Here is a 22,809-nt window from a genome sequence, read left to right as displayed (position 1 = left end):
TCCTTCTAGATTTACTAACTGTTATACATTCTTTTTTAATCAATTATATTCCTGCTATTACTTTCGATTAAGTAATACAGATAGTAGCACTTTCGGATGAAAAAGATGAAATGGACTACGAATTAAATTCATCACTCGTACTAACCGAATATAAACATCAGAATTACTTGCGGATAGTCGATATATTTGTTTCGTATACCATAGCTGAAATTTTTGTTTTGTAGTTAATTCTCTCTTTAGTTGCGGATGACGTGATATTTCCGTTGTTGTCATATCCCATGGGGTTTCTATTATATTAGCTGCCTTTTTATAAAATTGTTGTGTAAATGTTTTATCAAGTTGTTTTCTACCTTGCAGAAGTAATTGCAACTGGTGAGCCTCCATAGCAGCAACTGATACGCCTTGGCCGAAAACGGGATCAAAACGACATTGCGCATCTCCAACAACTAATAAGCCTTCTGGTACATTATTCACTAAATCAAATCGCCGGCGTACTTGATAGGGAATTTTGTATGTCTTTATATCAGTAATTCCCTCAGCCTTGTTTAGGAAGTCTGTAACATTAGAAATTGATAGGTTTTCAGCAAAATCATAAAACTCATCATCTGTTTGTGGTGCTTTCTCGTTTGCGTATCCACTGAAAGTAACAAAATAACGATTATCTTCTATCGTTTGAATAAGAACGCCATAAGGGTTATCAGGGAAACTCGGAGACATTAGCACATTGCAACAGTCTAACTCCTCATTTTCTTTAAGTTTGAACATTTTCGTTGCATAAAATAAATCAATACGAACTTTCTCTTCTTGTACTTCAATTTCGTATTCTCGTAACCACTCTATACTTTTTGAGCCAAATCCACTCGCATCAACTACAAGATCTGCATGAACTTCTTCTTGTATGTCTGTCTCTAAATATTTAACTTTTACTCCACACACTTTGTTAAGCTTTTCATCTACCAATAACCCTTTAACCAATGTTTCATATTTAATAGTAATATTTGAAATTTGATGTATTCGTTTTTGAATATGCCATTCTAGTAAAGGACGACTTTGTTGAATCATATGTACTTCCCCTATGAACGGTTGTTTCCATAGACCGAATTGATGCCATTTCAAATCACGTGTAAAGTTGTTTATAATACTACCCGCTTCTATTAATTCATTCGTAATAGTAGGAAACAATTCTTCAATTGCTTTTTCTCCACCTTTTAATAACACGTGAGGATGATTACTTTGTGGAACTCTTTTTCTTGAAGCTTTTCCATCCCATTTTTCACCGACTTCTAAAATGATTACTTCTTTAAAAAAAGTTGATAATGCTTTTGCTGCAAACTTTCCTGCCATACTTCCACCAATAACGATAGCCTTATTAAACATATTTTCCCCCTTAATAAAAAGAGATCCTGCCTTGTATGAATGAAACAGGATCTTAAACTAATTAACTTCTTTATCATTATACTTAAAATACATCAGTAAATTGCAAAGTTAAAATTAAAATACCTAATCCCCATACGTAATACGCGAATACTTTTAAGGAGTGACGTTTTAAATATTGAATCATCCATGAAACGGCTATGTATCCAAAAAACGCTGCTGATAACGTTCCGACAATTAAAGATGTACTAGAAATAGATTCTGCTTTCCCTTGAAAAACGTCTACAAATTGCAAAATGATAGCTCCAACAATGGCTGGTGTCGAAAGTAAAAAAGAAAAGTAAGCAGCAGTTTCACGGTCTAATTTTCTCCATAATGCAGCGACAATTGTCATTCCAGAACGAGAAATGGCTGGAAAAATAGCAGCCGCTTGAAATGACCCGATAATTAGTGCGTCTTTATATGTTATGTCATCCATTTTTTTACGACCATTTTTTTGTTTATCTGCCATGTAGAGAAAGAATCCAGTCACTAAAAACTCCCAACCGATCGTGATTCCTGTTTTTGAAATATCTTCAAAGAAGTCTTTAAACAATAAACCAATAACAACTGCAGGTATCGTCCCAACAATAAGTAATAACATGAGCTTTGAAAATGGGTTTTTAATTAAATATATAAATTCTTTTTTGTAATAAATAAACACTGCAAGTAAAGTCCCAATATGCAACATCGTATCTAAAAATAAGCCTGCTTCATCTAATTGAAATAAATGCCTTCCTAAATAAAGATGTCCGGTACTACTGATTGGTAAAAATTCTGTTAAACCTTGAATTATACCTAATATGAAAGCTTCTAACCAATTCATGATGGTCTCCTTTCTCTTTTGCTTGTACCAATATATGAGGGTTAAATTTTCGATATGAAAAAAACTATATTTCTCTATGAATTTACTTTTCTTTTATGGATATATATGTAAAGAGAATTAAGGAGGGTTATTATGTGGAAGCACACAAAATTCGGTAATGTATTACTTTGGATGGGCCCTATCCTTGTATTTTTAGGACTATGTATGACAAATGTTATTTCAGATATTCCTTTCTTTGAGGGAAAACATAAAACGCTTGGTATTGTACTTATATTTATAGGGATATTCTGTTTTATTGTGGCTAATCATTTGAAAAAAGGAGAAAGATATGAAGAATAAATCTAAATAAAAAACAATCCTGGAATATTAGCTAGGATTGTTTTTTATTAATGTTGATTATTTGTAGAATACTTTATCAACGTTATATTTCGCTTTGTATTCATTAATGATATATGTTTCGTAAATTTCTCTTTCTGTTGGATCTTCTACGATACATGCATCAATGCGGTATACTTCATCACGGTGATTTTTAATTGGTGAAACATTATCTTCAAAATGCTTCTTAATACGTTGTCTAATTTTACGAGCTTTACCTACGAAAAGTAGTTCGTCATTAATATTGTAAAACATAAAAATGCCGCCTTTATCTCTAGGGAACAAGTGGAAATCAATAAATCCATTAATTGGAGTAATGATTGGCTCGTCTCCTTTAATAACTTGTTTACGTTCAGTAATTGTAACATCAACTTCAGGGATACTAATTTTAATCAAGTTCATTCACGTCCTCTTTTATTATAAAGATAAATAATAGCATACATATGTAAGAAAAGCTACGTTCATAGGTATATTTCATTTTATAATTCAAATATTATAGGTGTATCATGTAAACTCTTCTTCCAAATCATATGATCACTTGATTCTCCCCAATAATCTTTCAGTACATAACTAGGCTCTCCAAACTTCTTTGTCCATATACTTTGCGCTTTTCTGTATCCACTATCTAAACAGAATTCTGTTATTCCTCTGCTAAGTAACGTAAGAAACATTGTATGTAGCAGTAAACTCCCGATACCCTTTCTTTGATACTCTGGAAGTATAAATACAGTTCCTATTTCATACAAATTCTTAAGTACACCACCTGTACAACTATTAATCAATGTACTTGCTGGACCAACTTCAATTGTTCCAATGATTTTATTGTTATTTGTATCAATTGCTAATAAAAAGTAACGTTTTTCTCCATTACTATCAAAATCTGTTTTCAAATATTGCTTTTTCATGTTAATTTCATTTTCTATGTCATCCAATAGTTGTGATAATCCTTCATTTTTGTATGTATTCGTAATAACGATACGGAAAAATAAATATAGTTCATCTACATCATTCAAATTCGGTCTTCTAACTGCAACGTTAGTCATGAATACATTCTCCAATCTTCATTATGCCATTGTCAATACAACACTTTACATAATCTATTCATCATTATTCTGCAAAAACCTGCATAAATCCAGCAATATAGAAAGCTCAGTATAAATATTAATAAAATAATTTTTATGTCCATAGTTGTATGAACAGTAGGACCAAGTACCGGAAAACGGAAAACATCGAGAACGATCATAATCCCTATAAGTAGACACGTTGCTGAAAAAGAAACTATCCAAATTCTCCTCTTAAATTTTAAAAAGGCTAGTCCTAAGGCTAGACCTAATAAGCCTGTAGTAAAAGGAAAGATAATTAGTTCACTTGGCTCAATAATAAATAATAGAAAAATAGTAAGAATATAAGAAAGTATTCCCTCACGAATAGAATAGAATAGAAAATAGCAAAAAAAATCGGTAATGTCGAAAATGGACTAATGAGCAAACCTATACCAGGAACTAAGTTACCCGCTGCTTGAAACATGGTGGCTAATGCACTCATCAAAGCTGTAAGTACTAACTTATTCGCAAGGGACAATTTTCTTTTATGAACAAAGCTTATATCATGCTCTATCATCAGTTGATACCAATAACGTACAAACCGATTCATTAAAATCCCCCCTAAAGACACCTCATTCATTACTTTCTATATTATTCGTACACATACGGTTTATGAGTTACTTTCTGCAAGTTAATAGATGCTCATACATTGAAGATTTTTAGGGGGATAAGTTAAGTCGTGCGTTTTGGGAACAGAATGAATTCCTGATATTATATTTTTAGACTGATAATTTGTATCGTATCAAGGAATAATTTCAAAAATGGTACCTTTATTAAAATCAGTTACTTTCATAGAACCGTAAACTCCTAAATATAATTTAGTTTGATTCAAATTTGTTCCTAAACTCATATAATAAGCTGCTTGCGTACCAAAATCATAATTGGTTTCAATAGCATGAAACTCAGCATGTTTACCGTCTGTACCTGCTCTAGTATAAGCTAAAACACCCTTAACTGGCGGTCGAGAATCTTCTTTCTTAGCAAGGTCAGTAAAAACAACGCTACCTGTTAAATTTGGAATTGCATTTCCCATATATGGCTGAACTCCTGTAAGTGAAGTTCCTCCAAACTTATCTGTTCTAGAATCTTTATGAAAATAACTAAGTAGAGGCAGAATACGCTTCACTGAAGTTTGTATTGTTTCATCATAATAAACCATTGTTCTCTCATCCAAAGTCTGATTTTCGGAACAATGTCGTATAAAAGAAGTAGGTAAATCCCCTTCCCATCCTCGCCACCCAAAATTGATAAACCCATCTTGTTTGGGAGTTAACCTCATAAAATGCATTTGAACAAGTTCTGTAACCGGTATAGGTTTATATTGAACAAATGAAAAAATAGACTCTACAACATCTTGTCCGACATTTCCGGCGTATTTGATATATTGATTATAAAACCTTTGAAATGAAATGCCGGTTATATTACGTACTCCTTTTGCAATTACTGTAAGTGTTTCTTGTATAGATAAAGGAAGTTCATCGAAGCGTGTAACTACAGGAGGGTTATTTATAAATGTATTTTTACTTACATCGATTTCAATTATTTTACCTGCTATTTCTAAATCATCTTGGCTTAAGTTAAATGGATCATAACCTGATCCGCCATCTCCATTTGTAAAAACAAGTTTTCCAGTCTCAGGTGAAAAGTTTAAACTATTGACTCCGTTATGATTAAAAAATGGTCTTCTTACATTCAGTAATGTTCGTCGCTTTTGAGCTTGACCATTAGGTTGTAAAGTCCATTCTTCCACAGTATCAATGTGATCATATTGCGTATTTCTATTAACCCACTTTAAATTTAATGTTTTAGGGTCACAAGGATTAGGTTTAAATTGTTCAGAAAGTGCACCTGGCCCTTGAGTTCCGGCTACTGAATAATGTAGATAAAATAACCTATTTTGATAAAATTGTGGATGGAACGCAAGTCCTAGCAATCCGCGTTCATCATAACCGCTACTAGAAACACCTTCTTCAAATATACCTAATTTAATAATTAGGTGACGAATATCTAAAAATATCTTTATAACTCCATTCCCTATGTAAAAAATCTCTCCTAATTGGGTTGCGATAAATAGTCTTTCGGTCGATTCGCCTGGAAGTATTGTTGTTTTCAATACGGTTGGTAAATTTATATTATGAACAATGGGTCGTAAACTAACTTTAACTTTTGTCAATTAACTGTACACCCCTTTTTCTTCTTTTTATAGAAGAATATGATTAGAGTAGTTCTGTTAGTATCAAATAAGTCGTATTCCTTTTTATTACAATTTTGTATATAATATAATTATAAATAATATGGGGGACGAACTATGATAATCGTACTACAAATCATCTTACCACTAATTTTCGCAGTCTATTTATTTACCCTCTATCATAACGGGACGTATGGATCAGCTTCATTCATTTTAGCAGTCATGATAGGAATTTTCGGTTTAGAGAATATTTTTCAATATGCTAGTCTAACAGATCATGCTATTTATCCATATTGGGGAAGTTTGAAGGCTGTTGTTATCGTTTTATCAGTCGTATTTCTATTTAAAAAAGGTGGTTTAACAGGAAAATATTGATTTGTAATGCGTTACATATTTTCTTGTTAAATTGCTTTTATTTTATAAAAGAAGAAATATTTATGTGAAAACAAGAAGGGATGTGTTACATATGTCTATAAATATTATTTCAATAATCTCTATCATAATATGGATTGTGTTAATTACAGAACTTATAAAACCTTCAAAAGAACAGAATGGACGAAAAATAGTAACTTTAGTAACTGCTGGTTCCGTATCAACACTTATTTTGACGGTTTCATTTATTCAAAATATCCCGTTTTGGAATTGATAGTGATATTCATAACAAAAATATGTATAAATAAAAAGATTAGGATTCACTCCTAATCTTTTTATTTTGGGGTAGCACCACACATCCATCAACTTAAGAATAAATGCCACCAAAACAAAAAAAGCCCCAAATTTTTCTTGAAAATAAGTTGGGGCTTTTGAACCAGAAAAGTATATTTTTAACTATGAAAATTACGATAAATTTCTCCTTTTTTCCTACTTGCTAAATTCAGCAAGTAAAATTTTTTTAAAAGGATTAGGACTGTCAGTTCTACCCAAACTATTCCAATTGACGACCAACGTATGCTTGCCTCCAAGTTTACCTCCAGCAAAGGTAGTAAACCCTAGAATGCCACCTGTGTGTCCCCATATCGAGACACCGCTTGGAAGCTTAGTTTTATAGATTCCAAGACCATATCCATCCATTCCTTCTTTTCCTGTAGGAACTGTAGTAAGCATTTGTTTTAGTTGCTGTTCCTTCAGTAATTTGCCACCGAGCAAGTAAGAGAAGAATTTGTTTAAGTCGTCAGCAGTAGAAATCATATCTCCAGCAGAGCTACCTGCACTTGGGTTATAATAAGTAACGTCTTTTAGCTCACTTGCTCCGTCTGGTTGGACATATCCACGGGCATGGTTAGTGCCTGGAATAACACTTGAATTGCCTGGTAGGAATGTATTCGACAATTCAAGTGGTTCAATAATCCGATTTTCAATCTCTTCCGCATAGCTGTTTCTGGTTACTTTTTCAATAAGAATGCCCAGTAATACGTATCCTGTGTTTGAATAAGACCAGCCCTCTCCTGGAGCAAAGTCTGGAGGGAAAGAAACCCCCATCTTCACTAACTCTTCAGCCGTATACGATTTTTTTGTATCCGTAAAATCAGCGTCTTTTGACCTTGAATATTCAGCGATACCACTTGTATGGTTCAATATATGTCGGATAGTAATCTTGTTACCATCATATCCATTCCCTTGAATGACACCAGGCAACCAGTCTTCGATGTAGTCGTCTAGATTCAGGCGATTCTCTCCAGCTAATTGAAGTACAACTGTTGCGGTGAACGTCTTCGTCACACTCCCAATGCGAAAGCGAAAATCTGTTTTCATTGGTTTCTTGGTTCTCAGATCCGCTATTCCAGCGGCATACCCCCACGTTTTTCCACCCTCAGAAGTTTTAGCAAGTATCCCCGGGTATCCAAGTTGCAATGTATCCCGCATTGCTTGCTTGACGGAAGTACGATCTCGTTGAGTATTTGTTTGTAACGAACTAGATACATTTTGAGTGGGCTCTGCTTTTATAATTGAGGTTGGTGTTGTATATAACAGGGAACTTCCAGCTATTAAAAGGGCCAGACTTGCACATGTAATTTGACTACATATTTTCATAAGGCATTCCTCTCCTCTATTCATATTGTATAAGTGTTTGCTTACTGTTCCTTACTTCCTGACAAGACTTAGGGAAAGACCCTCATGCATATAGATTAAAGCCCCAGTACAAAGGTATTTATCAATACCAACAATTTGAGCCATTTAAATCTCCATCCCTCCTATAACAAAATTATTCAAAGGTATGAAAGCATATTATGTACCCTTAGTTATTGTTAGTATTAACACAACATGAGACATAACCCTAACCCATATTTTACTTTATTTATCCATAATATGTATTGAGAAAGAATGTAAATTCGAATCCTTTCCGTAACCCAACTATTGATTATTTTTTCACCTATTATAATTAGTTATTTTGAATTTCATAATAAAAAAACTGTAAAAAAATAACGATTCCCTTAACGTACAGGAAGCGGTTGAAAAATATGTCTATACGCACAATTTTCTTGTTTTGATATGGTGAACCCATCGCCATTAAGCTAAGGTTTTGAAGTACCCACTAAATGAAATTTTTCTTTCTCTACAGTTAGTTACTTTGAGAAGTCATCTCATTTTTTTGTTTTTTGGGGTGTTTCTTTTTCTTAACTTGATGGATGTGGGGTCTCGCCATATCCATCAAGTTATCTAAATAAAATACCCTCTAAAAATTAAGAATATTCAAAAGTAAAAATAGACATTTATTCACTTCGTTTGTTATAATTCAAACAAAATAAAAAATCGTTTATATTTTACATTTAACGATATCAAATTTACTGGAGGGGATAAAGATGAAAAAAGCACTTTACATCAATATAGGTGGAGAAGGACACTTAAATCCAACATTAGGATTAGTACAGGATTTAGTACAACGTGGAGACAACATTGTCTATTATTCATCAAATGATTTTGAAGAAAAAATCAAAAAAGCAGGTGCGCAATTCCGCCCCATCAATCAAGAGGCACAAAGAGAGCTTTCGGAAACTATGAATCTTATGACTTCCCATCCTCAAGAGTACTTATTACACTTCCTTCATGCTATGGAAAGAATTACTGATGCCATTTTTGAAGAAATCTCCAAAGAAACATACGATTATATCCTCTATGATGCACAGTCTTTACCTGGAAAATGGGTTGCTCACCATAGAGGTTTAGCATCTATTGCAACTTGGACCACGTTTGCTTTTTCACAAGAACTAAAAGAAAATATGAACCTGACAGGAACAAGAAACATAGAACAAAAACAGGAACGTTTAGCCATGCTACAAGCATTTTTGCAATTAGAAGAAATAGCAAAAAGGAAACAATATTTAGAAGGAAAATATGAAGTATCCCTATCTGATAATTTTTTACTTTGTCCGGGTTCAGGCGATTTGAATATTGTCTTTACTTCTCGCTATTTCCAAAGAAACAGCAAGGATTTTAAGGATGACTATATTTTTATCGGTCCTTCCATTGCTGAAAATGAAACTCTAAATGATTTTTCGGTTGATGAATTAAAAGGAGAACGTGTGATTTATATTTCTATGGGAACCATAATTAATAATCAGCCTGAATTCTATCAAAAATGTTTCGTCGGTTTAAAAGATCTCAATGCGAAAGTAGTACTTAGTATAGGCAAACAATTAACAGTGGAGCAGCTAGGAGATATACCTGATAATTTTATTGTTGGTAACTATCTTCCACAATTAGATATACTGCGTCAAGCGGATGTATTTATTAGTCATTGTGGAATGAATAGCACAAGTGAATCACTTTATTTTGAAGTACCTCTAGTTATGCTCCCATTTATAAATGATCAGCATACGATTGCTGAGCGAGTATACGAACTTGGCGCAGGATTTATGTTAAATATCCAGCAATTATCGGCCGAGGATTTAAAACATGCCGTTAATGAAGTGTTGCAGCATTCGATTTACAAAGAGAATGCCAAAAAAATTAGTCAATCATTCCGTGAGGCAGGTGGTTATATCAAAGCTGTTGATGAGATTATTACATTTACTCGTTAATTCTGCTATGTATGCCACTCAAGGCCTATTAACTTAAGAATTTTATAACACCCTACAACAAGAATATAGAAGATAGAAGAAATGCTGGCAGTATCCCATACTCATCAAGATAAGAAATTAAATACCCCATACCCAGCAAGCTAAGGTCTTGAAGTAGCCCCTAAACAAAAATTTAAATTTTTCTACAGTAATTTATGTGAATTCAACTCGTTTTTGGGAACATATGTGGTCCTTTTATAATTTGAATTTCTTTTTAAGCTTCTTATATTTTCTGTACGAACGTCTAACAATGTTTAACATAAAATACGGTATTTTAACGGGGAAAGGCAATTTATAAATGAAAGGAAAATAAAAGGTGAAATATGCCTTTTCTAGGTCTCTCCACTTACTATCTTCTTTTGTTTTTAAGAAATCAGATACATCGACTACATATCCCCTTCCTTTTTCCATCATCACATTTTTCCCGTGAACATCACAAGGAGTTAACCCTTGTTCCCTCGCATACTCTAAAGCCTCATTGATATCAAGTATTACTTGCTTAGGAATTTTAATTCCCTTATGAATAGCATCGTATAAGGTAATTTCTTTTAAACGTTTCAATACTATGAAATTTTCTCCTTTATATATAAGCTTTGAATAAGAAGGATGATCTCCAATTCTTCGGTATACTTCTGACTCTTTTTCAATTCCTTCTCCTTCTCGCACGTAAACTTTCACTACCCAATCTTTGTATTCTTTGTGCATGAATACTGCGGCATAATTACCTGTTCCTAAACACTTCCAAAGTCTAGGAATATCTTTAACTACTACAGGCTCGAATTCATCCTCACTTCTTATACTTACCTCTTTTAATAATTCGTCCTTTATCAATCCCACAAAACTATTTATACTCATCATTTCCACTCCGGTTTTGCTAAAAGGGGGCCCACCCACATTTTAACGAAAATATACACTAAGCGAATTTTAGCATAAAACGAGTCATCTTTCTTCTTAAAATAAAAAGCTAACTCATTTTATTTAAACTGTTGAATACTTAATATTTATTCCGTTATTCATAGCCAAAAACCGTACGATATAAAAATATTTCTAACTATTTTCATTTTTTCAGAGTCAACTGTATAGGGCTTTTCTTAGTACAAGTTCTCTTAGTAAATTACCTATACAAAATCTATATTACTCTATTTTATAATCTAAAACATTGTTTAGAAGTGTAGCAAAGGTTTGTTAATGGTTCAATTCTTGTTCCAATACTATCCTTGTTAGCTAACACTTTTATTGTTTTAATAGTCTTTTGTTTAATTCCCACAATGCTGTTTTGTTGCTATCCCATTTCAAAAACGTTACTGCTTCCTCAAAGCATAACCATTTATAATTGAAGTGTTCTTTAGATAATGATATGTTTTTTGTAGGGACTTTAACTCCAAAAGAAAATTCTTTTATTACATAAACCTCTTCTCCCCAAAGGAATCCTCCAACTACATCTTCTACTGATAGTGAAGACACAGAATCTAATTGTATATATGGACATTCTCTTGTAATACCAGCCTCTTCAAATGCTTCCCGTTTTGCTGATTCAATAGGAATCTCGCCGTCTTCTCCGCCACCAGCTATTCCTTGCCAATAACCATAATCACTTCGGTTAAAAATGGCATATTGAATAGAATCGGCAGTTTTTATATAAGGAAATATCAATACTTGATATGGCGCTCTCATTACTTAACCTCCTCTCGAAAATAAGTTTTAAATCAATATGAATAAAGAGCCGACATCACAATTCTACATTATTAATGCAGGTTTATAATGTCGGCCCTCTATTTTTAAATAATTTTATTTTTCATAAACAGGCTTACTCTTAACAGAGGAAAAACTACTTATTCTCTGTCGAATTTGTTTAGCATGGTTTTTCATAAATGTTAGCAGTACTCCATATTATTCAATTGCGCCAGCAACGTCATAATCATTTAAATCTAATTCAATCGGTTGTCCGAGCGCTAGTTTAGCAAGTTCCGCTCCTAAGTATGGACCAGCTGTTAAACCCGAAGCCCCTAATCCATTCGCAACGAGAATTCCTTCAAAGTTAGGTAGTGGCCCGATAACAGGTAAGAATCCTGGTGTGAATGGTCTGAATCCAACTCTCGTTTCAAGCATTGTAGCATTTTCTAAGCCAGGTGCAACTGCTAATGCCTTATGGAATACTTCATGTAAACCACCTGCTGTTACACGATGATCGAAACCAGTATCATTCTCATGTGTTGCACCAATTACGACATGACCATTGTCAAACGTTAAAATATATTGATCGTTCGGTGGCATAACAACTGGCATATTTTCTGTTGCTGTATTTTCAATTTGCAGATGAACAATTTGTCCTTTTTGGAATGTAACTAAGAAATTAACTCCTAATGGGTTCAAGATTTCATTCGCCCATGCGCCTGCAGTTACAATAACCTTTTCTGCTAAAATTGTTTCATCGTTTACTGTAACTCCAGTAATATGATTTCCTTCACGGACTAATATGGCATCGCCTTTTATAAAAGTTGCACCATGTTTTTTCGCAGCACTGATTAATGCATTGCGTAATAATCTTCCATTTACTCGTGCAGCACCACTAATATGAACAGAACTATATTCGTCTGATAATGCTGGGAATAATTTTTTTGTTTCTTCAGCTGATAAGCGAGTTATTTCACCAATCTCTGGGGCATCTTCACGTCGTTTATAAGCTCGCTCTTCCATTTGATCTAACTTTTTCTCGTCAGTATGTAAACTAATTGCACCTACACGATTATATCCTGTGTCAGTTTCACCGTCTTCTTCTAATTGCTGAATTAACGAAGAATAGTAACGTGCACCGCCTTTAACGATTTTATACCATGCTTTATTACGACGCTGTGATAGCCATGGACATACAATACCTGCTCCTGCATCAGTTGCTTGCCCTAATTGTTGGCGATCCACGATAGTAACATTCGCACCTGCCTTAGCAAGATGATAAGCAGTAGACGCTCCTAAAATTCCAGATCCAACTACAATATACGATTTCATTTCAAACACCTTTTCTCTTTTGCTAATTATATAAATATAAGAACATTCCTTAGTATAATGGAAGGAATGCTTTTTTCAATGTACTCATCACAATTAATTGTTGCAGCATTGTGACTTTCTTAATCATTATTTTTTCTTCTTACGGAATAATTCAATTGTTTTATAGCCTTGTGAAAGGATTTCTATCATTTTCTCTAGACGTTTTTCACGTGTTTTTTCTTGTTTTACAGAAAAAAGATTACGTGCCCAATCTTTCTGATATCCAGGCGTTAAACTTTGATAAAACTTAAGTTCATTCGGGTGATTTGTTAATAATGCTTCAACATCTTTAATTCGATCTGCATAATCGGCAACACATTGACTCATAGCAGATGTTTTCGTTGTTTTTTTCTTTTCACGTTTTAAACCTACAACAGTAAAGACTTCATCCATACTTACCATTCGTGCAAATTTAATATCGCTTTCTCCCACATAACCATCTTCTCCAACGTTTAATGCCGGAAACATCTCATCACGGTGAATAAACGTACTATAACGAGCATTACCTTTTTTCGGATATGCGAAGAATACGTAACCTTTTTCAATTAGTAATTCTTCATTACTAATAATAAAATTCGTTTGTTTCACCATTTCATCAAGCGTTTCTACAAATATAAAGATAGCATCGTGTTCTTTTGAGAATGCAGTTTCTTTACCTGTAAAAATGTCATAATCGCTTGGTTCGTTAATAACGACCATATTTGTATACTTATTAAGTTTCAATTTATCAATAACTGACATAATAATCTTCCTTTACATTCAAAGTTCATTGTACATACTTTTTCGTACTGTTCTAGTGTATTATATGTATTAAGAAAATCAAACTTTAAATCGTATTATTCTGCTGCAAAAGAACATAATTCTTTACTAGATGGGGTGGTTTTATGCCATATGTAATCCGAGATGAAGGGCTAGTTTTACAAGGGGATGATTGAAAAGAACCAATTTTTCATACATATGAAGAAGCTGAGGAAACATTAAAAACATTAACTATACCGCAGTTTCCGAAACATATTAGAAGAAAACCATTTACACCAAAAATAATAAAGATAGCCGCTTCTGAATAAGAACCGGCTATCTTTATTATTCATAACTTAATAGCAAATAAAGTATATAAAAACTCTTTATATTGATCTTCTGTAATTTCACGCTTAGTTTTTTCCCCATGAATAATTTCGGTTAAACTTGTATTCGTTAATGAAATATGGCCAGAGTTCGTCAACTTTACTGCAATTGGTCCCTTATTAAAAATAGACTTCTCATCTTCTATCACTCTTCTTTGAACATCATTTACTACTATCTCATCAATAATATGTTTATAAAAAGCATGACAAACTTTCCATTCTCCAGCAGCATCTTTTCTTTCTAAAACATAATTTCCTCTACTCGTAGCTTTTTGTCTCACCCGGTACGAACCATTTTTTGAAGAAACAGATTCACCAGTAAAAGGTACAGGAACAAGAGGTACTAACGAAGCTATACCTACATCAATTAAATACTGTACATTATTATAAGTTAAAATAATTGTTATATGGCCATCCTCAAGTGCCCATGCATTTATATCGTTTTTATAAACCGTACCTAATGCCAGTTGTACATCATAGCCACAGTCTCTTAAAAAATAGTAAAAAAGAGTGTTTAATTCGTAGCAAAGTCCACCACGGGAACTAGTTAAAATTTTCTCTCGCAAGTTTTCCGGAGAGATTTGATTCGTATTTCGTGCTATAACATCTAAATTCTCAAATGGTATAGTATGCGCAAACGAAAAGAGTATGGTAGGTAATTCTTCAAACGTTACATCATTACGTTTTTTAAGATTTAATCTTGTGAAAAGCTGATCTTGTAAACTTGTCATATTTAGCACCCCTTAAAAATTTATAAGTTAAAATAATATATGCTGATTGTAAATTTTAAGGGGCACTGTAACAATGTACATTTCATTTAACTGTACCGGTACAAAAATTACGATTCACGAGGTAAATTAATAGAAGGCGTCATTACAAATGTCTTTTCTGTAATTACTTCTTTTTGGGGCAAATCAAAAGCTACGAATATAAATTTAATAGTTTATCTATAGGCAAATTAATAATATCACTTAAATCAACAAAATATTGAAGTTGCCACGTTTGGCTCTTTTTAGCTTGATTGCTAACAGTGGTATCCCAAACAGGATAAATTCTCATTGCCATTTTCCCTGTTTGACTTGGTGTTCTCAATATTTTTTCTTTAAGAAGAATCTCTTTAGGAAAAATAAATTGCCCTAGTTTATTATCAGCAATACAAGTGATTACTAATAAATCAGGAGCAGCTTCATAAGAGAAAGCTCTATTTCGCATATTTTCATCTTTCTCCCAAAAAGAAACAAATTGCCCAATTTTATTAGGAGTAACTTTTGATTTTCTAAAACGAATGGTTTTGTTATTTAAGTGGAATAAACATCCGGCATATTCTGCGTTTTGCTTTTCTTCTTTTAGATTCGTAATAATTAAGTTGTTAGGTTTGTAAACTATATTATTTAAATTTTGGATTATATTATTAAAATTGTTCAAATTGTTCAAAAAAACTCCCCCTTTATTCATCTCTTAGTTTACCACAAACATCAGTTCTTCTATATCGTATATAATTATGAACTAAGAGAAATGGGGGAATTTAGCAGGATATAATTATTACTTTAATGTACTTAGTTTTTCAATTGCTTGTTGTTCAGTTGCTAAGTAAAAAATGTCATTCCCTTTATTACATTCATAAATAAAATCCTTTAAGCTTTTACTAGTATACATAGAGAAATCTCCAACAATAGCAATCTTTACCTTGTAGTTTATAAACTTTTGAAGGATATCACCCGCAAGCCGTGTTTTTAGGCCAAAGAAATCTTCACTTATTAAAGATTTATGGATAATAATATGTTTCGCATCTACCTCATATTGAACTGTTGCCATAGTATCTAATGCAGACTGAACATCCGATATTAATACCTTATCGTTTCTAATGACCGCAATATTGATTCCATCGATTACTACTTTCTTTATTTCCATAGTCCCACCCCTTTATAATTTACACAGTATGAGTAAAATTGTTTTACAAAACTTTGTATTAATCATAGATTAAATTAGCCAAAGCTATTAAAATCGCCCCTATTTTTTATTGCTAATACGGTCAATGAAATTAATGATAGTTTCTCTTTTTTATATTTTTGAATACATATGAGATTACTTTTACTTGTTATAAAAATATTGTGGAGTAACATAACTTAACAAACTATCCAAAGTGTTAATCTCGGCATACGGTTGTATTTTGGTAGTATTCTTGATCTTCTGAGGGTTAAACCACACACCTTTTATATTTACATTTTGAGGACCAGCAATATCCTTTTCTAAGTCATCTCCAACAAATAAAGTATTTTCCGGCTGTAAATTTAGCTTATTTAATGCTAGTTCGAATATACGTTTATCAGGTTTACTAAATCCCACTTCTTCAGAAATAATGATTGTTTCAAAATACTTATTTAAATTCGTGTTAAATATTTTAGCTTTTTGCCTCTGAGTTGAGCCATTTGTTATAATTCCAACTTTAAAGTGCTTCTTTATTTGATTTAAGAAATGAATAGTATTTTGGTCTATTGAAAAACATCTAGGGAAATTATTATTCCAAAAATCTTGGATGTAATTGCGTGGCAATCTATACTTCGGCCTGAATTCATCAAACAATGATTCTAAAACTGTCGTTTTATTACTTATGCCATATTCTCTTTTATCGTATTCTTTGAATTTCTGTAACATGTTGCTTTTAGCCGCACCATCTACATTTTCATAACACTTTTCTAAAACAATTAAAAATAATGCCTCTACTGCTTTATCCCTATCAAGTAATGTATCATCTAAATCAAACAGCATCGCTTTATAACCCATCAAATCATTTCACAACCTTTCTAGCATTATATAAATCTCTCCAAGTTTGTACCTTTAAACTTTTGGTTTAGCAAGAACATTGTTATGTAGTGATTAACGATTAAATAAAAACTAGATGAAAGAAATTCATAGTTCTTGGCACACACTCTAGTATTACAGTAGCTTCTTCTATATTGAAATTCCTTTTCCTCTTTTGGTAAAGAAGCAAAAGTATATTTTCGAGAATTTTAAGAAACTACATACAATTCACGTTATTATACATTAGTTTTTCGTAAATATTAATCGTACATCAATTCATACGATAAGTTTTTTTAAGCAATTATTTCTCCATAAAAAAGGAATATAGCTAATAATACTTTTTGGTAGTAAACGTCCTATGAAGTTTACTACTGTATCTCCACATAAACTCCAGATTGTACGGCTATAATGACTACCAGAGGTGATATTATGAAAAATTATCATATCCTCGTGGTTGAGGACGATCAAGAAATTCAGGAATTAATTAAACAATTTTTAATGACACAGCATTATACAGTGGTAGTCGCTTCAGATGGACTAGAGGGTATGACACAATTTAATAAGCAATCATTTGATTTAATTCTTCTAGATGTCATGATGCCCAATCTTAATGGATTTGAAGTTTCTAAAATGATTCGAAGTCAGTCAAACGTACCAATTATTATGCTAACTGCGTTGGAAGAAGAGGAAGATCAAATGAAAGGATTCGACCTTGGGATCGATGACTATATAACAAAGCCCTTTTCATTTCATGTTTTGATTAGACGAGTCGAAGCTGTACTAAGAAGAAGTTATGATAAAAATGTAAATAATCATTTGATATTTAAAGAAGTGCGTATTGATGTGGATGCATATAGAGTATATGTAAATGACGTTGAAATTATATTAACGACAAAAGAGTTTGAAATTCTACAACTACTATTTCAAAATGAGAGAAAAGTACTCCCAAGAGAAAATATCGTTGAAAAGGTTTGGGGTTACGATTATTTTGGAGAAACACGAATAATTGATACACATATTAAAAACCTACGCAAAAAATTAGCTATCCCTTATATTAAAACAATAAAGGGTATTGGATATAAAATTGATGAATAGTATTGTGAAACTCATGAAAATGAAGCAAATTACTTATAAACTCTTTATGACTACATCTCTCATTTTATTATCCTTTGCAGTATTGATTTATTTAACTTTATACTTCTTTCTTCCGACGTTTTATGAGCAATATAAAACAGATCAACTTCAAACAGGGATAAACGAAATCATTGATAAATCTAAAAATCTTACGTTTCAAGATGCGATACCACTTTTTGATGAATACGCCAAAAAAAATAATGCGATGCTTTATCTCCAAAATAAAGAAGGAGTAATTATTTACTCTCCTTCATTTTCTTTTATTCAAAGTGGTACGCAAAAAACAGTAGTTACTAAAGCAACACGATTCGAGAATGCAAGTACCCTTAGCAATTCATATAACGTTACGAAACCAATTCAATTTCAAGATGGTAGTTTAACGCTTATAGTGTTTGCTACATTTCAACCGATTGATGAAGCTTCACAGGTTTTAGTACGCTTTCTCCCCTATATTAGTATCATTGTGCTCGTTATTGGTATAGGAAGTGCTTATTTTTATTCCAGGTTTATTACAAAGCCACTTATTTATATTAATGAAGGTGCACAAAAGATGGCAAATTTAGATTTCTCCGAAAAAATTGAGGTTCGCTCTACAGATGAGTTAGGAGAATTATCTAATAGTTTAAATGACATGTCTATTAACTTGCAACAAGCTATGTTTGATTTGAAAAAAGCAAATGAACAATTAAAAAATGATATTGAAAAAGAAAGAGAAATAGAAACAAAACGCAGAGAGTTTTTTGCGATTGTAGCACATGAATTAAAGTCCCCTCTTACTGTAATGAAAGGATACTTAGAAGGAATGATATACAATATTGGCCCTTATCAAAATCGCGATCAATATTTAAAGAAAAATCATCAAATTATTGAAAGTATGGAACAATTAGTTCGTGAAATTTTAAGCGTATCGAAATTAGAACAACACACCTTCAAACTAAAAGTAGAGGAAGTTAATCCTTCAAAGTTAATAGGTGCAATCACAAAAGATCTCGAATTTTTTGCTTCTCAAAAAAGCATCGAAATAATAAAAGAAATTGATTCTGACCTTTCTATTTATACCGATTGTGCCCTTTTAGAAAAAGCATGTAAAAATATTATTCACAATGCGGTTATGTATTCACCACATAATGAAAAAGTCTATATAAAGTTAAGTGAGGATTCGAAACAAGGTCAAATCGAAATGCAAATTATAAATACAGGTGTCAATATTAAAGATGAAGATTTACAACAAATTTTCAAACCATTTTATCGAATTGAAAAATCAAGAAATCGAAATACTGGAGGAAATGGTTTAGGGCTATATATTGTTAAGCAAATTCTTGAAACGCTAGATATAAAGTATTCAATAAAAAATATGGAACATAGTGTGCAATTTTACATGAGTATTCCATTATCTAAACATAAAAACAAACAAACTCTCCTTTAAATAGGACGAGTTTGTTTGTTTTTGTAGTAAGTATAAACTTATTAACAGGTTTTTCACTTAATGGACAAATGCTGCTTCTTAAATGGCGATTATCATAAGTAGTGACAAACTGTATTCAATTTACATATTTATCTTCTACTTTTCAGATTAATTTGGAATTCTTTTATAATAAGCTATATGTAAAGATTAAAGATAAAGGATGATTCGTATGCAAATAAGACCAAAGGTAAGTGAATATAACTCCTATTATGCAACGTATACCAACTTAGTATCAGACGGAAATATCATACATATTCTAGAACAACAAATGAAGGAAACGAATCTTTTATTAAAGGGAATTTCTAATAGTGAGGGACTTTTCCGGTATGCTCCTACTAAATGGAGTATAAAAGAAGTAATCGGTCATATAGCAGATACAGAACGGATTATGGCGTATCGATTGCTATCTATCGCTCGAGGCGAGACAGCAGAACTTCCAGGCTATAATGATGATATGTATGTTCTTAGAGCTGCTTTTGATAAGCAATCTATGCAAGATCTTCTTGAGAATTTAATAGTTGTTCGCCAATCTACCCTGTATTTACTTAGAAGCTTAGATAAAGAAGCTTGGTCACAAAGAGGAAATGCGAATAATTCTGAAGTTACAGTTCGTGCATTAGCATACATCATTGCTGGTCATGAGCTTCATCATCTTCAAATTATAAAAGAACATTACCTTGGTTCTGATTTATATCCAGCAACTTAACATTTGAAGAAAATGAGTCCTATTTATGTAGTGCTCTTTTTCAGTATTTATAACGGATTAGTGCTTAGAACTATGGCAATTAAATGCATTTATTTATAAAGTCCACCACATAATATATATGCTATCCCCTCTTATTCTGTACATAATTTTCTTTAGGTTGATATACTACAAACTCAATATATCTGGAAAGGTGATGATATTATGTATGAACAACAAAATAATAGAGATAGAGATCAAAAAATGATGTTTTTTATGCAGGGAGTTCCCTCAAATAAAATTAACATGAATCAATTACCTAAATGGATTAGAATTTTTGGCTATTGTACGTTTGATTGGATAATAGTATTTAGTTTAATTATGATTGTAGGTTTAATTCTGCAATAACTATGTGTGATTATCCCATGATATAGGTAACCAATTATAATAAAAAGAACTTGTAGAATATACTACAAGTTCTTTTAAAAATATTATTAAAACGGGAATAACAGACTATTTTAACATTCAGTACAGGGAGACCATTTTGATTATGGCTTGATTTTATTATAAATCAAATATAAGCTTTTGAAAGGTCTAGTTTTTGAAAAATATGTGAATTAAACAGCTACGATGTTTATATTAGATTTCATTTATGATTAACTTCTTCTTACTTAAATACACTGCACGATCTGATTTTTTAGCAACCTCCTGTGAGTGCGTCACAACAATAATGCATTTATTCTCTTTATGTGCAAGTTCTTGAAACAGTTCTATTATATCCATTGCGGTTTCCTCGTCGAGGTTTCCTGTCGGCTCATCTGCAATTAGTAAATCAACATTACAAGATAGTGCTCGAGCGATTGCTACACGCTGTTGTTGCCCGCCACTTAGTTGCAGGACGTTTCGTTTCGCTTCAGCTTCTGAGAGTCCTACCCTCTCTAATAATTCTAATGCTCTTGCTGTTTTATTTTGCACTTTAACACCTGTAATTTCCATTGCTGTTAAGACGTTTTGAAGAGCGGTCATATAGGTAATTAAGTTATAAGATTGGAAAATTACAGATACATTTTGATTACGGTATCGATCCAAGCCAATTTTTCTAATATCTTTGCCATTATACAGTACATAACCATTTTTAGGGACATCTAGTCCACAACCTAAGCTTAGAGTTGTAGTTTTACCAGATCCAGATGGTCCTAAAATCGTGTAGAAATGTCCTTTTTGAAAAGAAAAGTTAACATTATCTAGTATCGCTACATTTTTTCCGTTACTTTCATAATAATAATCCAAATTTTTAAACTGTAAAATCGTCTCCATATCGAGCCTCCTCATTCATCTTTTAAAAGAATTTGTTTTGGGTTTAAACGTAGAATAGATAATGCTGGAAGAAGCGTTGCTATTATAGCAATAGCTAGTCCAATTCCACCCATTTTTCCTACATCTTCTCCTGTTACACTTACATCAATTTTATCAATTGGATCTTCTTTTTGATTTTGTAGAGTACCACCGGGTCCAGCCATCATTACAGTACCATGTTGCGAGGTATCTGTTTCTTCGCTTGCAGTAGCAATTTCATTCGAAAGTAAATTATCCCCGATATATTGAGAAACTTTAGCTCCTGTTGTTATGGATAATCCAAATGCTAAAATAGCGATACACACTACTTCTACTACGAATTGCGCCATCAGTTTCCACTTTTTCTCTCCAATAGACAATAGAATTCCCATTTCTTTACGACGCCCTTTAATTGATAGCATAATGATTAATCCTAAAATAATCGCACCTGCAATCGATACAATATAAATAATCATTTGAGAAGTCGAAGAGATATTTTCGATAGGACCAATCATTTGCTTGTACAATGAATCATGCGCATCTAATTTATAATAATTAAAATCAATATTAGATTTTTTTGCTTCTTTTTTAAATGCATCAATATATTGTGGATCATTCAAGAAATACACGACTTGAACACTACTTATACCTTGGTCTACTTCTAATTTTTTCATAGTTGAATGCGGCATATATAGTTTATTAGCTGGATCCATAATAGGAGGAGCCTGTTGACCCATTGCTTGCTCATTTGTTTCGTAAATACCAATAATTTCAACCTCAAGGGTTTCCTTCTTATCCCCTGATTGCACTTTAACTTTGTCTCCTACTTTCAAATTGTTTAATTCCGCTAATCGTTTTTCCATTAAAGCTACATTCTGATCCTTCATTTGCTCTGTTATTGGTTTTCCATCAATGATTTTACTTTTTCCGTTTTTAAAGCTTTCTTGTAATGCAGTCTTGCGAACTCCCTCAATCATAAAAGAAGCATTCATATCTATTTCTGTACCAGAGCTTGAACCGCCTCGCGCAGCCGCCATTCCCACTTTACCTTTTCCTTCTTCTTCTCCTTCTGAAGCTCCTACTTGTTTAAGCCCTTCAGAAATACCGAAAGTGTTAGCTATGTAATTATAATCTTTTACATACTTGGACTTCGCTAATTGATCTGTTTCTTTTGCATCGAGCTGCGGCGGATTTGGCATTTCTCCAGTTTCCTTAGCTTTTTGACCTAATTTGTCGAAATCAAGACCTAAAGTAAC

24 protein-coding genes and 2 pseudogenes are annotated in these 22,809 nt (G+C 32.6%); 9 read left to right on the top strand and 17 right to left on the bottom strand.

Annotation, left to right across the window (positions count from 1 at the left end):
• Nucleotides 1–57 precede the first annotated feature (57 nt).
• Nucleotides 58–1,377, bottom strand: coding sequence for an FAD-dependent monooxygenase (locus DN400_RS16790; RefSeq protein ID WP_016512717.1), 1,320 nt, complete (start codon nt 1,375–1,377; stop codon nt 58–60).
• An 82-nt stretch (nt 1,378–1,459) separates the two neighbouring features.
• Nucleotides 1,460–2,239 (bottom strand): undecaprenyl-diphosphate phosphatase, encoded by a 780-nt coding sequence (locus DN400_RS16785; RefSeq protein ID WP_001104274.1) that lies wholly within the window; start codon nt 2,237–2,239, stop codon nt 1,460–1,462.
• Between the two features lie 132 nt (nt 2,240–2,371).
• Here DN400_RS16785 and DN400_RS16780 point away from each other — a divergent pair, with 132 nt between their 5' ends.
• Nucleotides 2,372–2,578 (top strand): hypothetical protein, encoded by a 207-nt coding sequence (locus DN400_RS16780; RefSeq protein WP_000265470.1) that lies wholly within the window; start codon nt 2,372–2,374, stop codon nt 2,576–2,578.
• A 57-nt stretch (nt 2,579–2,635) separates the two neighbouring features.
• On the opposite strand, the gene DN400_RS16775 is transcribed toward DN400_RS16780, so the two are convergent.
• The 4 genes and pseudogenes from DN400_RS16775 to DN400_RS16760 form a co-directional block, all read right to left on the bottom strand.
• Nucleotides 2,636–3,016, bottom strand: coding sequence for a nucleotide excision repair endonuclease (locus tag DN400_RS16775; RefSeq protein WP_001048947.1), 381 nt, complete (start codon nt 3,014–3,016; stop codon nt 2,636–2,638).
• Between the two features lie 77 nt (nt 3,017–3,093).
• The gene (locus DN400_RS16770) at nt 3,094–3,657 is read right to left on the bottom strand and encodes a GNAT family N-acetyltransferase (RefSeq protein WP_098256175.1); all 564 of its coding nucleotides are present in this window, start codon (nt 3,655–3,657) and stop codon (nt 3,094–3,096) included.
• 32 nt (nt 3,658–3,689) lie between these two features.
• Nucleotides 3,690–4,267, bottom strand: a pseudogene (locus DN400_RS16765) (hypothetical protein).
• Between the two features lie 192 nt (nt 4,268–4,459).
• The gene (locus DN400_RS16760) at nt 4,460–5,890 is read right to left on the bottom strand and encodes a PQQ-dependent sugar dehydrogenase (RefSeq protein ID WP_098256174.1); all 1,431 of its coding nucleotides are present in this window, start codon (nt 5,888–5,890) and stop codon (nt 4,460–4,462) included.
• A gap of 135 nt (nt 5,891–6,025) precedes the next feature.
• Here DN400_RS16760 and DN400_RS16755 point away from each other — a divergent pair, with 135 nt between their 5' ends.
• Together DN400_RS16755 and DN400_RS16750 are read left to right on the top strand one after the other, a co-directional pair.
• Complete coding sequence (locus tag DN400_RS16755) at nt 6,026–6,283, top strand: hypothetical protein (RefSeq protein WP_000587696.1); 258 nt, start codon at nt 6,026–6,028, stop codon at nt 6,281–6,283.
• Between the two features lie 91 nt (nt 6,284–6,374).
• On the top strand, nt 6,375–6,554 hold the full coding sequence (locus tag DN400_RS16750) for a hypothetical protein (protein WP_000026312.1): 180 nt from the start codon (nt 6,375–6,377) through the stop codon (nt 6,552–6,554).
• A gap of 215 nt (nt 6,555–6,769) precedes the next feature.
• On the opposite strand, the gene DN400_RS16745 is transcribed toward DN400_RS16750, so the two are convergent.
• Nucleotides 6,770–7,939 (bottom strand): serine hydrolase domain-containing protein, encoded by a 1,170-nt coding sequence (locus DN400_RS16745; RefSeq protein ID WP_016512714.1) that lies wholly within the window; start codon nt 7,937–7,939, stop codon nt 6,770–6,772.
• Nucleotides 7,940–8,709: 770 nt separating this feature from the next.
• Here DN400_RS16745 and DN400_RS16740 point away from each other — a divergent pair.
• On the top strand, nt 8,710–9,927 hold the full coding sequence (locus DN400_RS16740) for a macrolide family glycosyltransferase (protein ID WP_065228935.1): 1,218 nt from the start codon (nt 8,710–8,712) through the stop codon (nt 9,925–9,927).
• Nucleotides 9,928–10,161: 234 nt separating this feature from the next.
• Here DN400_RS16740 and DN400_RS16735 read toward each other — a convergent pair whose 3' ends face one another.
• The 4 genes from DN400_RS16735 to DN400_RS16720 form a co-directional block, all read right to left on the bottom strand.
• A complete protein-coding gene (locus tag DN400_RS16735) occupies nt 10,162–10,821 on the bottom strand; it encodes a protein kinase family protein (protein ID WP_097846080.1) in 660 nt (219 codons plus the stop codon).
• A gap of 378 nt (nt 10,822–11,199) precedes the next feature.
• Nucleotides 11,200–11,640 carry an NUDIX hydrolase gene (locus tag DN400_RS16730; protein ID WP_001202588.1) on the bottom strand — a complete coding sequence of 147 codons (441 nt, stop codon included), beginning with the start codon at nt 11,638–11,640 and terminating at the stop codon, nt 11,200–11,202.
• Nucleotides 11,641–11,856: 216 nt separating this feature from the next.
• The gene (locus tag DN400_RS16725) at nt 11,857–12,972 is read right to left on the bottom strand and encodes an NAD(P)/FAD-dependent oxidoreductase (protein ID WP_097821824.1); all 1,116 of its coding nucleotides are present in this window, start codon (nt 12,970–12,972) and stop codon (nt 11,857–11,859) included.
• 126 nt (nt 12,973–13,098) lie between these two features.
• Entirely contained in the window at nt 13,099–13,752 is a 654-nt protein-coding gene (locus DN400_RS16720; protein ID WP_000110846.1) for a YdeI/OmpD-associated family protein, read from the bottom strand.
• A gap of 143 nt (nt 13,753–13,895) precedes the next feature.
• Between DN400_RS16720 and DN400_RS16715 the strand changes: the two are divergent.
• Nucleotides 13,896–14,078 (top strand): annotated as a pseudogene (locus DN400_RS16715) (hypothetical protein).
• A gap of 20 nt (nt 14,079–14,098) precedes the next feature.
• Here the strand turns inward: DN400_RS16715 and DN400_RS16710 are convergent.
• The 4 genes from DN400_RS16710 to DN400_RS16690 form a co-directional block, all read right to left on the bottom strand.
• Nucleotides 14,099–14,866 carry an arylamine N-acetyltransferase family protein gene (locus tag DN400_RS16710; protein ID WP_097821825.1) on the bottom strand — a complete coding sequence of 256 codons (768 nt, stop codon included), beginning with the start codon at nt 14,864–14,866 and terminating at the stop codon, nt 14,099–14,101.
• A gap of 190 nt (nt 14,867–15,056) precedes the next feature.
• Nucleotides 15,057–15,560 (bottom strand): MepB family protein, encoded by a 504-nt coding sequence (locus DN400_RS16705; RefSeq protein ID WP_001058859.1) that lies wholly within the window; start codon nt 15,558–15,560, stop codon nt 15,057–15,059.
• A 117-nt stretch (nt 15,561–15,677) separates the two neighbouring features.
• Nucleotides 15,678–16,046, bottom strand: a complete 369-nt coding sequence (locus DN400_RS16700; RefSeq protein ID WP_147801764.1) for a DUF4180 domain-containing protein — start codon at nt 16,044–16,046, stop codon at nt 15,678–15,680.
• Nucleotides 16,047–16,226: 180 nt separating this feature from the next.
• Nucleotides 16,227–16,919, bottom strand: coding sequence for an HAD family hydrolase (locus DN400_RS16690; RefSeq protein WP_141534634.1), 693 nt, complete (start codon nt 16,917–16,919; stop codon nt 16,227–16,229).
• A 447-nt stretch (nt 16,920–17,366) separates the two neighbouring features.
• On the opposite strand from DN400_RS16690, the gene DN400_RS16685 reads away from it, so the two are divergent.
• The 4 genes from DN400_RS16685 to DN400_RS16670 all read left to right on the top strand — a co-directional run bounded on the left by DN400_RS16685 (nt 17,367) and on the right by DN400_RS16670 (nt 20,626).
• Complete coding sequence (locus tag DN400_RS16685; protein WP_098211301.1) at nt 17,367–18,032, top strand: response regulator transcription factor; 666 nt, start codon at nt 17,367–17,369, stop codon at nt 18,030–18,032.
• Nucleotides 18,025–19,497, top strand: a complete 1,473-nt coding sequence (locus DN400_RS16680) for a sensor histidine kinase (protein WP_240523006.1) — start codon at nt 18,025–18,027, stop codon at nt 19,495–19,497. The genes DN400_RS16685 and DN400_RS16680 overlap by 8 nt, the downstream gene beginning before the upstream one ends.
• A gap of 208 nt (nt 19,498–19,705) precedes the next feature.
• Nucleotides 19,706–20,242 (top strand): DinB family protein, encoded by a 537-nt coding sequence (locus DN400_RS16675; RefSeq protein WP_098256170.1) that lies wholly within the window; start codon nt 19,706–19,708, stop codon nt 20,240–20,242.
• Nucleotides 20,243–20,443: 201 nt separating this feature from the next.
• Complete coding sequence (locus DN400_RS16670) at nt 20,444–20,626, top strand: hypothetical protein (RefSeq protein WP_098256169.1); 183 nt, start codon at nt 20,444–20,446, stop codon at nt 20,624–20,626.
• 231 nt (nt 20,627–20,857) lie between these two features.
• Here the strand turns inward: DN400_RS16670 and DN400_RS16665 are convergent, their stop codons facing one another.
• Nucleotides 20,858–21,535, bottom strand: a complete 678-nt coding sequence (locus DN400_RS16665; RefSeq protein ID WP_072938658.1) for an ABC transporter ATP-binding protein — start codon at nt 21,533–21,535, stop codon at nt 20,858–20,860.
• An 11-nt stretch (nt 21,536–21,546) separates the two neighbouring features.
• A partial coding sequence (locus tag DN400_RS16660) for an ABC transporter permease (protein WP_147801763.1) occupies nt 21,547–22,809 on the bottom strand: 1,263 nt, incomplete at its 5' end.

Origin of the sequence: Bacillus sp. AR8-1, assembly GCF_008042345.1 — a bacterium.
Taxonomy (GTDB): Bacteria; Bacillota; Bacilli; order Bacillales; family Bacillaceae_G; genus Bacillus_A; species Bacillus_A cereus.
The sequence above is the reverse complement of the archived record's forward strand: the minus strand, read 5'-3'. Positions and strand labels throughout refer to the sequence as shown.